The following is a 13,305-nucleotide window of genomic DNA, read 5'->3' as shown; positions in this document are numbered from 1 at the left end:
AGGAGTTGTGGTAGAAGTTTACTCATCATGACGGCACCGAGCGGCACTCGGTACACCACAGTGTGGGCCAGGTCGATGCTCTGACCGCCGCACTCGCCGGGGCGGGCCACCCCATCGAAATCCTCGGCCTGACCCAGCATGCCGTGGACAGGGGCGCCGACAGCACGGCGGTGAGCTACGTCGAATACCGGGCGGCAGGTCGCAACGGTTGGGCGTTCGGCCGCGACACCTCGGTCGTGGCGGCCGCACTCGAAGCGGTGATGAACGCGGTCAACGCGACAGGTCAGGTCGATCGGGGCGGCCGCACTGCCGGCCGCCCCGTATCAGTCCGCTTCGCCCTCGCACCAGTCGTCGAAAGCGTCGAACTCCGCCTCGTACTGGGGTGGGATCGAATCCTCGACGGCATCCTCGATCGGGTCCCAGGCCTCGTTGCACCCCGCGGGCGCCGGCGGCCACGACTCGATGAATTCGACCAACGGCGACGAGGGCGGCTCGGGTTCCTGGGCCGCCGCGGTACCCACGGTGGCCAGGGTCAATGCCGCGGCGGCACCCGCGGCGGCGATGATCCGGCAAACACTGTTCATAACATCCTCCTGTCCGCGCCGACATGCGATGTCCGATAATCGTAACTTCGTAGTTCGCTGTGTGGCGGGGATGAGCGGGGTGCAACGTGGGGACGACCGAAGTCGATCGTGTCGAGGTGGATACCGTGGTGTGGGGGACCTTGGTGATCGAACGCTCCGAGGGGAGAGTGCGGACATTCCTGGCGTCCGATGTGGAGGTCTCGGTTGTCATCGAGCGGCGAGGACCTCGGACGCGAAAGCGATGCCACCTCGGTAGTCGGGACACGGCGGCCATCTCCGCGGTCGTGAACGGTCGTGCTCTTGCCCTGGACATCGGACGGGGAAAGCTTCTCAAGCGGAGCTATCGCATCACCGCTGTGGTCGACGGCCGCTGTCTCAGCATGCGTCCCAAAGACATCGAGACGGCGACGTTCGTGAACGGAAAGCCGTACGAGATCGAAAATGACTTCGGTGAGCTGACGGTGAAGGCCGATGGCACTGTCGACGTATTCTGGGCGCTGCCGACGAAGGTTCTCAACCGGACGATCGAGCCACCCGTACCCACCACGGAGGACGTACTCATCGGCTACGCCATCGCTGCGGCGTTCGGAACAGGGTCCCTGTCTTTCACGACGATTCTGATGGGTCTCGTCGCCGAGGCGATTCCCGGCTGAGCCGACGGTAGCGACAGACCACCGCTGTCACCACCACCCCGTCAGGTACATCAGGCCGAGGCTGGTGGTGCCGAGGATCAGGCCGAGGGCGCCGCCGAGGATCAGTGGGCGGATGCCCGCGGTGCGCAGGCGGGCGAGGCTCAGGGAGGTGCCGATGGCGGCGAGGACGGCGGCGATGAGCCAGCTGCTGGTGGTGGCGAGCGGCTCGGTGAGCTCGGCGGGGATGATGTCGAGGCCCGCGATGACGGATGCGGCCAGGAACAGGACCACGAAGAGGGGGACCGCCTGGCGCAGGGAGGCCTGGGGTAGATCGGTCTGCTCGGCGATGTGGCGGCGGCCGACGTGCAGGCCCAGGCAGAGCGGGATGATGGCGAGGCTGCGGACCATTTTCACGATCACAGCGAATTGCGCCGCACCGGCACCGAAGATCACGCCCGCGGCCAGGACCGACGAGGTGTCGTTGATCGCGGTGCCCGCCCACAACCCGAACGCCTCCTGCGACAGCCCGAGAGCGCGGCCGAGCGGCGGATACACCAGCACGGCGGTCACATTGAAGATGAAGATGGTGCCGAGGGCGTAGGCGACGCGTTGTTTGTCGGGTCGCAGGACCGCGGTGGCGGCGGCGATCGCGGACGCGCCGCAGATCGTCGTGCCCACGGCTATCAGGGTCGCCGACTCCTTGTCCACCGCCAGCATCCGTCCGACGAAGAACGCCGCAACACCGCCGACGAGCAATGTCCCGAGTAGCACCACCGCCGTCTCGCGCCCCACACTCAGGACCGACCCGAGCGGCAGGCCGAGCCCGAGCAGCACGATCGCCACCCCGAGCAACCGCTGCCGGGCGACGTCGAGTCCCGGGCCGAAGGTCTCGCCTGTCACGTCCTTGCGGCGCAGGACCATCCCGGCGACAGCGCCGGCGCCGAGCGCGAGCACCGGCGCACCGACCATCGGCAGCGCCTTGCCGACCGGCGTGGCCACGGTGGCCAAGAGTGCGGCAAGGGCCAGACCGGGAGCGAGAGTGTGTACGCGGTTCACTCCTTCACCCTCGCGCCACCGAGGATCCCGAGGTAGAGAGCGAATTCGCAGGTACCCATCAACGTGGCTTATGGGCCTGCCGACGGCGTGTGTGGTTTGCTGGAGAGGTGCGGAAACGAACCGGGCTGACTATCGCCACCGGTGTCGGGCTGATGTTGTGGGGTGAATGGGCGAATCGGCGCGCCTCCCGTCGGGGCGTCGGTACTCCGCGCGCGGGGTCGGAAGCGATCGTGGTGCTGGGGTATCGCAACACTGGTTCGCGTGCCAACGGCATGAACCGGTGGCGGGTGCGTGCCGGCCTGCGATCCATCGATCCGCGCGCGACCGCGACCCGCCTCGTCCTGTGCGGGGGCGCCTGCGCCGGTCCGGAGACCGAGGCGGCGCTGATGGGGCGCTACGCCGTGGAAATCTGCGGTTACGACGGCGAACTGGTGCTGGAGCAGTCGAGCCGATCCACTTGGGAGAACATCGCTTTCGCGATCCCGTACCTGAAGGATGTCGACCGGATCAAGATCGTCTCGCTGCCGACGCACGCCGAGACCGCCCGCGCCTATCTCGCGGAACAGAGCCCGGAACTGGCCGTCCGGCTCGTCCCGGGACGGGAGTATCGGTTCGGCGAATGGATGCCGCTGAAACCGGTGTTCGCCCTCTACGGTGTGGCGAAGACATTGCGTGGCCGATTCGGCCATGTCCACGGCGGCGACAGTGCCTGATGTGGTGTCGCGCCACCCGTCGCCCATAATCGGGCCATGACCCTGCCGCCCGGAACACCCGACCTCGAGGTCCTCGATCTCCTCGTGTCGGTGGCCGAGCTGGGCAGCCTGGGCGCCGCCGCCCGCAGACACGGGGTCAGCCAGCCCGCCGCGAGCATGCGGATCAGCGCACTCGAACGCCGCATGCACGTGAAGCTGCTCGACCGTGCACCGACCGGCTCCGAACTGACCGACGCGGGCCGCGCCGTCGTCGCGCACGCTCGTACCGTTCTCGCCGCGGTGCACGACCTCGTGGACGACCTCGCCCGGCTCCGCGCCGCACAGGCCCCACGGTTGCGCATCGCCGCCTCCAAAACCATTGCCGACCACCGCATTCCGCATTGGCTCGCCGCCCTGCGCGCCGATCACCCCGAAGTCGTGATCTCCCTCGAAGTCGAGAACTCGACCCAGGTCGCGGGCCTCGTGCGGGACGGCACCGCCGATCTCGGCTTCGTCGAAGGCCCACATCCACCGGCCGGACTCGGCAGTCGCGTACTGGGGGCCGACGACCTCGTCGTAGTCGTGGCACCGAATCATCCATGGGCGCAACGGAAGACCCCGGTCACGCTGGCCGAGCTGGCAGGCACCGCCCTGCTGTGGCGCGAACCCGGATCGGGCACCCGCGACACCGTGTGGGACCTGCTCGCCACCGCGGCCGCACCCGCAGGCCCGGCCGCGGAACTCGGGTCGACCGCCGCGATCGTCGCAGCGGCCCGAACCGGCATGGCACCCGCGGTCCTGAGCCGACTGATCGCCGCGCCCGACCTCGTCACCGGCACCCTGGTGGAAGTCCCTTCGGCCGATGCCGCCCGCCTGACCCGCAAATTCCGGGCCATCTGGCGCCGCAACACCCCGCCGACCGGGCCGGGCGAACTGCTCGTGGAGCGGGCAGCGCTGCTCGAGACCGCACGCGGTCGAGCGTCCTAGCCGAGCGTTTCGAGCACGGCAACGGCCTTCGCCGCGCCGCCGTAGCCGCTGATGGTGACGGCCAGCTGTTTCGCGGCCGAGGCGAAGCTGCCGTCGCCGAGGATCTGTGCCGCGGTCCGCGCGATCACCTCGCTGCTCGCATCGGGCATCAGCATCAGGCCCGCTCCGAGGGTTCGGACCTGTTCGGCATTGAAGAACTGGTCGCGGCCCATCGGGGTGCACAGCAGCGGCACACCACGACCGAGCGCGGCCATCGTCGTGCCGAGCCCGGCGTGGGTGATCACCAGTGACGCCGACGGAAGGATCTCGGCGTGCGGCACATACCGCACAACTTGGGTATCCACCCCCGCCCGCACTGTCGCCGGGTCGATCGCCGCTCCGGTCGTGACGATGGCGCGCACCGGCATCTGTGCGACCGCGTCGACACACCGCTGCAACAGCTCGGCCTGACCTTGCTCGCTCGTGCTCAGCGCGACCAGGACCAGCGGCTTCGAACCGTCACCGATATCGACCTCGTCGATCTCACGCGACAGCGCGGGTGCGTCGAGCACCGGCCCGATGCGCACCACGTTGGCTGCGTCCGGTCCGTCGGGCTCGAACTCCTTGGGTACCGCGACGAGCGCCTGCGCGCACGCGTCATGGATATCGGCGAGGCTCTCGATCGCGGGCAGGCCGAGCTCCGCGCGCCCCGCGTTCGCGAGCGCGATACCCGGCGCGAACATCTCGACCAGTGGTCCGCCCCGGAAGATGGTGTACGCCGTGTGGAACAGCGTCGCGGTGGGAGTGCCCGATGCCAGCGCGACATCGATAGCGGTGAAGAGCAGGCAATCGACGAGCACCGCATCCGCGGGCTCGCGGTCCAGCTCCTGCGCGAGGTCGCGCGCGACGGCCGAACTGAAGCACAGTTCCTCGATCATGAGCTTCACCTCGGCTTCGAAGTCGTCCGGGGTGTATATCGCGTCCCAGCCCTCGCTCTGCGTCAAGCTGACGAAGCGGGCGCCGACATCGGCGCATCGTTGCACGATCGTCTCGTGGCCGAGTATTCGGACGTCGTGGCCGCGATCGACCAGGGCACGAGCGATGCCGAGAGTCGGGACGAGGTTCCCCGCGCCGTCCCAGGTGCTGATCAGGTAGCGAGCCATGACGTTCCTCCTCGAGGATTAGCTTGACAGCTTGTAAAGTACGGTATGGTTGACAGCGTGTCAAGTGGCGGACGTCCCCAAACCCGGACTCAGATCCTCGAGTCGGCGCGCGCGATGTTCGAGGAACACGGCTATCACGGCGCCGGCCTCGGAGCTATCGCGAAGGAGGCCGGGGTCTCACGCCAGGCGATCTACCTCCATTTCCCGTCCAAGGTCGAGTTGTTGACCGACCTGCATCTGCACATCTACGCCACCGATGTCGTTCCGGCCATCGAACGGCATCCGATCACGGACACGATGACCGCGTGGGAGGCGCTCGACGCGACGATCGCCGCCGATGTCGAGGTCGCGTCCAGGGTGTGGCGGATTCACGAGGCGCTCGTCGTAGCTCGGCGCCAGTATCCGGAAGTCGAGGAGACCTTGCGGGTCCGCGAGGCCGATCGCTACGGCGAGCTGCTCGATATCGGGCGCAGGCTCGAACGAGACGGCGTACTGCCGCCGAAGGTCGACGTCGCATCGGTGGCCGACATGCTGTGGGGCCTCGTGAACACCGGTACCTACGGGAATCTCGTCAACGAACGAGGTTGGTCGCTCGACCGGTACAGGTGCTGGGTACGTGACACGATCCGCCTCCATCTCGGCGCCGACTGAGTCCGCCGGGCGCCGAGTTCCCCACTCCGGTAGTGGTGGGATTGGCAGGTGTGTCGGCATCGCCGCAGGTCACGGCCCTCACCGACGATCAGGAACTGGCGTAACCATCCGGTAATTGCCCGAAACGTCCCTTGTAACGTGGCGTTCGCAGCATTTGCCGCATGACAGCCACTCCAACCTCCTCGGCGAGGCCACGGCCTCCCGATCCGGGTTCGGGCAGACGCAGCGCACCGGCCCGGCGCATCCGCGACATCCTGCGGGCCCGCATCCGCAGCGGCGTCTACGGCACTCGCGCACTGCCCGCCGAACCTCAGCTCGCCGCCGACTTCGCCACCAGCCGCAATATCGTCCGCGACGCACTCACCCTGCTGCGCGACGAGGGCCTGATCGACCGTGTCCCCGGGGCGGGCACCTTCGTCGTCGCAGACAAGGCGGTACAGGGTCTCGACCGGCTGCGCGGCCTCGCCGAAACCTTCGAGACCAGCAGCGACCGGGTGGTGAACCAGGTCCTGCTCGCCGAGATCGTGCCCGCCACACCGCTGGTCGCCGAACGGCTCGAGCTCCAGCCCGGCGATCCGGTCGTGGCACTGGAACGGGTGCGCTACCTCGACGGCGCGCCACTGTCGCTCGACGCCAGCTACCTCACCGCCGACGTCGGCATCCCACTCCTGGACAAGGACCTCACCGGCTGCGACGTGTTCGGCCTCCTGGAAGCCGAACTGGGCCTGCCCCTCGGCTCGGCCGCGGTCGCGATCGAGGCGGTCGCCGCCGACCCCACCGTCGCCGGACTGTTGCAGGTCCGCGCGGGATCTCCGCTGCTGTTCCTCGAACGGCTCACCTATACCGATTCCGGTCGACCCGTCGATCTCGAGTACATCCGCTATCGCGGTGACCGGTTCTCCCTGTCCGGGCGGCTCGACCGCGTTCCGGTGACCCCGCGGCGCACCCGCGACAACCACGAAAGGGCTTGATCCCCATGCAGATTCCACCGCTGACCGACCGGCGAGAACTGGTCTGCGATGTCCTGATCGTCGGCGGCGGCACCGCGGGCACCATGGCCGCGCTCACCGCCGCCCGCCACGGCGCCGACGTGCTGCTGCTCGAGAAGGCCCACGTCCGGCACTCCGGCGCGCTCGCCATGGGCATGGACGGTGTCAACAATGCTGTCGTCCCCGGCAAGGCCAGCCCCGAGGACTACGTCGCCGACATCACCGTCGCCAACGACGGCATCGTCAACCAGCGCACCGTCTATGAAACCGCGACAAGGGGTTTCGAGATGGTGCAGCGACTCGAGGGCTACGGCGTCAAGTTCGAGAAGGACGAGCACGGCGAATACGCGGTCCGCAAGGTGCACCGCTCCGGCTCCTATGTCCTGCCGATGCCGGAGGGGCGCGACGTGAAGAAGGTGCTCTACCGCACCCTGCGCGCCCGCGACGTCCGATCCAAGGTGACCATCAGCAACCGGGTGATGCCGGTGCGGGTACTCACCGTCGACGGACGTGCGGTCGGCGCGGTCGGATTCGACACGCGCACCGGCGAATTCGTCACCATCTCGGCGGGCGCGGTGATCCTGGCCGCGGGTGCGTGCGGTCGGCTCGGGCTGCCCGCTTCGGGCTATCTCTACGGCACCTACGAGAACCCGACCAACGCGGGCGACGGCTACGCCATGGCCTACCACGCGGGCGCCGAACTCTCGGGCATCGAGTGCTTCCAGATCAACCCGCTGATCAAGGACTACAACGGTCCTGCCTGCGCGTATGTGGCCAACCCGTTCGGCGGCTACCAGGTCAACTCCGAAGGCAACCGCTTCGTCGACTGCGACTACTGGTCGGGTCAGATGATGGCCGAGGTCAAACGCGAACTCGACAGCGCCCGCGGCCCGATCTACCTGAAGCTGAGTCACCTGCCCGATGCCACGATCCGCGAGATCGAAGGCATCCTGCACACCACCGAACGCCCCACCCGCGGCACCTTCCACGAAGGCCGCGGCACCGACTACCGCACCGGCGACATCGAGATGCACATCTCCGAGATCGGTTTGTGCAGTGGCCATTCCGCGTCCGGAGTCTGGGTCGACGAACACGCCGCCACCACGGTGCCCGGTCTGTACGCGGCGGGGGATATGGCACTGGTGCCGCACAATTACATGATCGGCGCCTTCGTCTACGGCGACATCGCGGGCGAGCACGCGAGCGAATTCGCCCGCAGCGCAGCACATCCGGAACTGCCCGCCGACCAGATCGAAGCCGCCCACGACCTGATCTACCGCCCGCTGCGCAATCCCGACGGCCCGCCCCAGCCGCAGGTCGAATACAAACTGCGCCGCTTCGTCAACGACTATCTCCAGCCGCCCAAGGCGCAGTCGTATCTGACGCTCGGCGTCGAAGCCTTCGAACGGATGCAGACCGAAATCGCCGCGATGGGCGGCCAGACCCCGCACGAACTGATGCGCTGCGCCGAGGTGACCTTCATTCGCGACTGTGCCGAGATGGCGGCGCGGGCTTCACTGCGACGCACCGAAAGCCGTTGGGGGCTCTACCATCAGCGCGCCGACTGGCCCGGACGCAACGATGCCGAATGGTTCTGCCACTTGAACCTGTATCGCGGGGCCGGCGGGGCGATGGAGTTCCGCACCAGGCCGGTCGCCCCCTACATCGTGCCGGTGCCGGGCTTCGTCCGTCCCGACGGCGTCGCCGACGTCTCCGCACCCGAACTCGTCGGCGCGTGGGGTGCGCGATGATCACACACCTGCCGAGCCTGAGGAATGTCGGCGACCTCGAAGTGGGAGGCGTCCGATGAGCGCCCGCCTGCTGGCCCTGCTCGAGCTGGCGGACGAGTGCCCCGAGCTCGACGAACTCACCCCGTTCATCACCGACCCCGACCCAGAAGTGCGCCGCACGGCACTGTCGGTGCTCAGCGAGACCACCGACGCCTGGGCCGAGGCCGCTCCGATCTTCGCCACGGCACTCGCCGATGCCGATGTCGACGTGCGTCACGCCGCCATCGGCTTGCTCACCGAACTCCTCGAGGTACTCGTGCCTGGTCCGGAATTCGATGCGGCACTGCGTAATTGCGTCGCTGCGACGGAACCGGCGGTGCGCTCGGCCGCGATCGAGGCGCTGTGGCGCCACCGCAGGGTGGATGCGGGTGAGCTGAGGCGATGGCTGGCCGATCCGAATGTCGCGGTGCGGCGCACGGTGGTCGCCGGCCTCACCTCGGTCGACGCGCTCGACGAACTCGCCGTCGCCGCCGACGACGAAGACAAGGAAGTGCGGATCAGTGTCGCGAAAGGTATCGCGGCAGTGGGTGATCCGCGCGGCGCGGTGACCCTGCTCGCCTTGGCCGCCGACCCCCAGCCGCTCGTCCGGGCGGCCGCGCTGTCGAGCCTGGCGGGTACCGGCTGCGACGAGCAGGCCGCCGCGACGGCCACGGCGTCCATCACCGACCCGGCATGGCAGGTCCGGCAGGCGGCGGCGATCGCCCTGGCCGCCGCCGACCCCGAACTCGCCGCGGCACCGCTGCTGTCGGCGGTCGCCGATCCCAACCTCGACGTCCGCAAGGCGGCAGTGCGCGCACTGGCCGAACGGATCGCCGAGCGACGCGACATCACCTCGGCGCTGCAGACGGCTCTCGACGACCCGGACGCCGACGTCCGTGCCTTCGCCCGCATCGGCATCGCCAACTCTGGAAAGGAACTCTGATGGCCCTGGTCAATGCCCGCCTCGATGTCCCCGTCTCGGTCGACGAGGCGAAATGTATCGACGGCTGCACCCTCTGCGTGGACATGTGCCCGCTCGATTCCCTTGCCATCCACCCGGATTCGGGCAAGGCCTACATGCACGTCGACGAATGCTGGTACTGCGGGCCGTGCGCCGCGCGATGCCCGGTCGGCGCCGTCACCGTGAACATTCCGATCCTGTTGCGTTGAGAGAGCCATCATGAGCATCCGAATCCCCGCGCTGCTGCTCGGCATCGCCGCGGTCGCTTCCCTGGCCACCGGCTGCGGGGGCGCCGACGACGGCAAGACCGTCACCGTGAACATCGGCTACCAGTCCAAGACCATCAACACCGTCACCGCCGGCACCCTGCTGCGTGATCGCGGCACCTTCGAGGCCGAACTCGCCGAACTCGGCAGGGCCAAGGGCCTCACCTACAAGGTGGAGTGGAAGGACTTCGCCGCGGGTCCACCGCTGACCGCGCAGATGCTGGCGGGTCAGGTCGACATCGGCTCGATGGGCGACGCGCCGATCCTGGTCAACGGCTCCAAGACCCGCGACCACGCCGACGTGAAGTCCGAACTGATCGCCGTCACCGGCTACAACCTGCGCGGTTCGCTGAATCAGATTGTGGTGCCCACGGATTCGAAGGCGGCCACGATCACCGACCTGCGCGGTGAGATCGTGTCGACCAGCGTCGGGTCGGCCGCGCACGGCATGCTCGCCACCGGGCTCTCGGCGGCGGGTCTGGCCCTCGACGAGGTGAAACTGCTCGGCCAGGATCCCGCCGTCGGCGCCTCGGCGCTCCAGGGGGATCAGGTGGCCGCGCTGGCGCAATTCGTGCCGTGGCCACAGAAACTCGTCTACGACGGCAAGGCGAAACTGCTCTATGACGGTGGCAGCGCGGGCATTCCGACCTTCCACGCCGTCGTCGCGAGCGAACGCTTCGGCACCGGCAACCCCGACATCGTCACCGCGTTCCTCACCGCGGTACGCAAGACCACCGACTACCTCAACGAGAACCCACTCGAGGCCGCACAGCGAGTCGCCGAGATCACCGGGTTACCGGCCGAGGTCGTGTACCTCTACAACGGCCCGAACGGCCTGGTGAGCTTCGATCCGACGATCAAGACCCAGCAGGTGGACGCGCTCGGCAAGCTGCTGCCGTTTCTGAAAAGCCTTGGCGCGCTCTCGGATCTGGACCTCGGCGAGTTCGTCGACGACCGCTATGTGCGCACCGTCTACGGCGCCGATTACGACACCGCCCGCGCATCGGTGGCCGCCCCCGCATCACTGACCGGCACCGATGCCACCTGCGGGGGAGCGGTGGACGGCCTCGCTACCGCCTCCGAGGTGTGGTTCGCGAACACCCCGACAACCACGGTCGCCAAGACCCCGACCTGTCTGCTGCGACAGATCGCGGCCGCAGGCACCACCGTCCGCGCCGCCTACGTGCCCGACCACAGCACCGGCACCCGGCTGTTCGCCGCCACCGCGACCTGGGTGAGCGATCCCGCCGCGGGCCCCGACGACCGGCTGCTGCCCTTCGCGACCCGTACCGACGCACATCAGTACGCCGCCGCCCATCCGGGCGTCACGGTGATCGACTACCAGGCAGCACTGAAGGCCCGCTAAATCCGTCACGTGAGACCAGGAGGCTCACCATGACCGTTTCCATCGAACCACGCACCGCGCCCGTCGCGGCACCCGAAACCGCCACCACGCCAACGAGTTCACCCACCCGTTTCGCCGTTCCCGCCAAGGCGCGCAAGGCCGCGCTGACCGCCGTACCGCTGTTCGCGCTGTTGCTGGCCTGGTACTTGCTCACCACCAACCAGGTCGTGTTCTGGCTGCGCTTCGACAAGATCCCCACGCCCGCACAAGTATTCGACTCCTTTCGCACCCAGCTCGGTGCGTCGACCTACTACCGTGACATCTTCTCCAGCACTCGCCGCATCCTGATCGGCTTCGGCCTGGCCACGGTGTCGGGTGTGCTGATCGGCATGGCAGTCGGCCGCTCGGCCGTGGTGAGCGCACTCGTGCGGCCGGTGCTCGAAGTATTCCGGCCCATCCCGGCGATCGCCCTGGTGCCGCTGGCCATCCTGCTGTTCCCGACCGGTGAACAGGGCATCGTGTTCATCACCTTCTTCGCCGCGTTCTTCCCGGTCGCGGTGAGCACCATCCACGCCATGCACGCCCTGCCCAAGGTATGGGAGGAGGCGGCACACACCCTCGGCGCGCGCCGACGCGACATCCTGTTCCAGATCGCCCTGCCCGGCGCACTACCGGGCATCTTCTCCGGGCTGTCGGTGGCGATGGGCGTGGCCTGGATCTGCGTGATCAGCGCGGAGATGATCTCGGGTCAGTTCGGCATCGGGTACTTCACCTGGCAGTCCTACGGGCTGCTTGACTATCCGGGGGTGATCGTCGGGATGCTCACCATCGGGCTGCTCGGCTGGTTCACCGCCTGGCTGGTCGAACTGGCGGGGCGCCGGGTGAACCGGTGGCTGCCAAGGGCGCAGCGATGAGCGCCGGCGCTGCGGTGCGGCTCGACGGATTACGTATCGCCTACGGCGAAAGTCTCGCCGCCGAAGTCGATCTGGATGTCGACGCGGGGCAGATCGTGGTGCTGCTCGGTCCGTCGGGCTGCGGCAAATCCACCGTGTTGCGGGCGATGGCCGGGTTGCTGCCGCCGATCGGTGGGACGGTCACGGTCGACGGTGGACCCTCGGCGCAGCACTGCTCGATGGTGTTCCAGGAGGACGCGTTGCTGCCGTGGCGGACCGCCCGGCGCAATGTCGAGTTCGCGCTGAAACTGCGCGGGGTGTCACGCCGCGACCGTCGCGTCGAAGCCCAGCAACTACTGAACCTGGTGGGGCTCACAGACTTCGGTGACCATCTACCCGGTGCGCTCTCGGGCGGCATGCGCCAGCGCGTGCAGCTGGCACGGACGCTGGCCGCGCGACCACGAGTGCTGCTGATGGACGAACCGTTCGGCGCCCTGGACGCTCAGACCCGCGCCGATATGCAGCGGCTGCTCATCTCGGTGTGGCGGCAACGCCGGACCACGGTGCTGTTCGTGACGCACGACGTCGACGAGGCGCTGCTGCTGGCCGACCGGATCGTGCTGCTCACCCCGCGCCCGGCCCGCATTCAGCGCGTCATCGAGATCGCCTCGCCGCGCGCGCCCGGTGCCCGCTTCGAACCCGAATTCGCGCGTCTGCGTTACGAAATCCTCGCCGCCCTCGGCGAGCCCAACGAGAAGGAACTACAGCCATGACCTTCGTCATCGGAGCCGCCTGCGTGGACGTCATGGATCGCGCCTGCGTGGAGGAATGTCCCGTCGATTGCATCTACACCGGCGACCGGATGGCCTACATCCATCCGACCGAGTGTGTGGATTGCGGTGCGTGCGAACCGGTCTGCCCGGTCGAGGCGATCTATCTCGACGATGACATCCCGGCCGGGCAGGAAGGTTTCGTCGCCACGAACGCGGCCTTCTTCGACACGGCGCTGCCCGGCCGCGCCGGTGCGCTCGGTTCGCCGGGCGGCGCGGGCACGGTGGGTGAGCTCGGCGTGGACACGCCGTTCGTCGCGGGGTACGAGAAGTGAGAACTCCACTGCGGGTAGCGATCATCGGCGCCGGGCCCGCCGGTATCTACGCCGCCGACGCCTTGATGAAGTCCGATGCCTGCTCGGACGGGGGAGTGAGCATCGACCTCTACGAGCGCATGCCCGCGCCCTTCGGCTTGATCCGCTACGGCGTCGCCCCCGACCACCCCCGCATCAAGGGCATCATCACCGCCCTGCACAAGGTCCTCGACAAAGACCAGGTCCGCCTGCTC

The 13,305-nt window shown here is 68.2% G+C and carries 14 protein-coding genes and 2 pseudogenes; 13 read left to right on the top strand and 3 right to left on the bottom strand.

Annotated elements, in window-relative coordinates:
* Positions 1–41 precede the first annotated feature (41 nt).
* Positions 42–266: pseudogene (locus ACFWPX_RS30770) on the top strand (alpha-isopropylmalate synthase regulatory domain-containing protein); the annotation flags it as partial.
* Between the two features lie 57 nt (positions 267–323).
* Here the strand turns inward: ACFWPX_RS30770 and ACFWPX_RS30765 are convergent.
* The gene (locus ACFWPX_RS30765) at positions 324–584 is read right to left on the bottom strand and encodes a hypothetical protein (RefSeq protein WP_378914470.1); all 261 of its coding nucleotides are present in this window, start codon (positions 582–584) and stop codon (positions 324–326) included.
* Between the two features lie 86 nt (positions 585–670).
* On the opposite strand from ACFWPX_RS30765, the gene ACFWPX_RS30760 reads away from it, so the two are divergent.
* Positions 671–1,237: a hypothetical protein gene (locus ACFWPX_RS30760; protein ID WP_378931389.1), complete on the top strand. Its 567-nt coding sequence runs from the start codon at positions 671–673 to the stop codon at positions 1,235–1,237.
* Positions 1,238–1,264: 27 nt separating this feature from the next.
* On the opposite strand, the gene ACFWPX_RS30755 is transcribed toward ACFWPX_RS30760, so the two are convergent.
* Positions 1,265–2,272: a YeiH family protein gene (locus ACFWPX_RS30755; protein ID WP_378931387.1), complete on the bottom strand. Its 1,008-nt coding sequence runs from the start codon at positions 2,270–2,272 to the stop codon at positions 1,265–1,267.
* Between the two features lie 107 nt (positions 2,273–2,379).
* Here ACFWPX_RS30755 and ACFWPX_RS30750 point away from each other — a divergent pair, with 107 nt between their 5' ends.
* Entirely contained in the window at positions 2,380–2,985 is a 606-nt protein-coding gene (locus tag ACFWPX_RS30750) for a YdcF family protein (RefSeq protein WP_378931385.1), read from the top strand.
* A 36-nt stretch (positions 2,986–3,021) separates the two neighbouring features.
* A complete protein-coding gene (locus tag ACFWPX_RS30745) occupies positions 3,022–3,951 on the top strand; it encodes a LysR substrate-binding domain-containing protein (RefSeq protein ID WP_378914474.1) in 930 nt (309 codons plus the stop codon).
* On the opposite strand, the gene ACFWPX_RS30740 is transcribed toward ACFWPX_RS30745, so the two are convergent.
* Positions 3,948–5,093, bottom strand: a complete 1,146-nt coding sequence (locus tag ACFWPX_RS30740; RefSeq protein ID WP_378931383.1) for a glycosyltransferase — start codon at positions 5,091–5,093, stop codon at positions 3,948–3,950. The two genes, ACFWPX_RS30745 and ACFWPX_RS30740, sit on opposite strands and share 4 nt — an antisense overlap.
* A 57-nt stretch (positions 5,094–5,150) precedes the next feature.
* Here ACFWPX_RS30740 and ACFWPX_RS30735 point away from each other — a divergent pair, with 57 nt between their 5' ends.
* From ACFWPX_RS30735 to ACFWPX_RS30695, 9 genes and pseudogenes are all read left to right on the top strand, one after another.
* Positions 5,151–5,744 carry a TetR/AcrR family transcriptional regulator gene (locus ACFWPX_RS30735; protein WP_378931380.1) on the top strand — a complete coding sequence of 198 codons (594 nt, stop codon included), beginning with the start codon at positions 5,151–5,153 and terminating at the stop codon, positions 5,742–5,744.
* Between the two features lie 161 nt (positions 5,745–5,905).
* Positions 5,906–6,715 (top strand): GntR family transcriptional regulator, encoded by an 810-nt coding sequence (locus ACFWPX_RS30730; RefSeq protein ID WP_378931378.1) that lies wholly within the window; start codon positions 5,906–5,908, stop codon positions 6,713–6,715.
* A 5-nt stretch (positions 6,716–6,720) separates the two neighbouring features.
* Positions 6,721–9,445, top strand: a pseudogene (locus tag ACFWPX_RS30725) (fumarate reductase/succinate dehydrogenase flavoprotein subunit).
* Entirely contained in the window at positions 9,445–9,672 is a 228-nt protein-coding gene (locus ACFWPX_RS30720) for a ferredoxin family protein (RefSeq protein ID WP_378914478.1), read from the top strand. Before ACFWPX_RS30725 ends, ACFWPX_RS30720 begins: the two are co-directional and overlap by 1 nt.
* Before the next feature lie 10 nt (positions 9,673–9,682).
* Positions 9,683–11,095 (top strand): ABC transporter substrate-binding protein, encoded by a 1,413-nt coding sequence (locus ACFWPX_RS30715; protein WP_378931376.1) that lies wholly within the window; start codon positions 9,683–9,685, stop codon positions 11,093–11,095.
* Positions 11,096–11,124: 29 nt separating this feature from the next.
* On the top strand, positions 11,125–11,988 hold the full coding sequence (locus ACFWPX_RS30710; protein ID WP_378914480.1) for an ABC transporter permease: 864 nt from the start codon (positions 11,125–11,127) through the stop codon (positions 11,986–11,988).
* Positions 11,985–12,740 carry an ABC transporter ATP-binding protein gene (locus ACFWPX_RS30705; protein ID WP_378914481.1) on the top strand — a complete coding sequence of 252 codons (756 nt, stop codon included), beginning with the start codon at positions 11,985–11,987 and terminating at the stop codon, positions 12,738–12,740. The genes ACFWPX_RS30710 and ACFWPX_RS30705 overlap by 4 nt, the downstream gene beginning before the upstream one ends.
* Positions 12,737–13,072 carry a ferredoxin gene (fdxA, locus tag ACFWPX_RS30700; protein WP_378914482.1) on the top strand — a complete coding sequence of 112 codons (336 nt, stop codon included), beginning with the start codon at positions 12,737–12,739 and terminating at the stop codon, positions 13,070–13,072. The genes ACFWPX_RS30705 and fdxA overlap by 4 nt, the downstream gene beginning before the upstream one ends.
* Positions 13,069–13,305 (top strand): NAD(P)-binding protein (locus tag ACFWPX_RS30695; RefSeq protein ID WP_378931372.1); only part of this gene is annotated, 237 nt, incomplete at its 3' end. The genes fdxA and ACFWPX_RS30695, both read left to right, overlap by 4 nt.

The sequence above is a fragment of the Nocardia sp. NPDC058518 genome, assembly GCF_042719655.1.
Classification (GTDB): Bacteria; Actinomycetota; Actinomycetes; order Mycobacteriales; family Mycobacteriaceae; genus Nocardia.
Note: the sequence above shows the minus strand (reverse complement) of the source record. Positions and strands in the feature narration are given on the sequence as shown.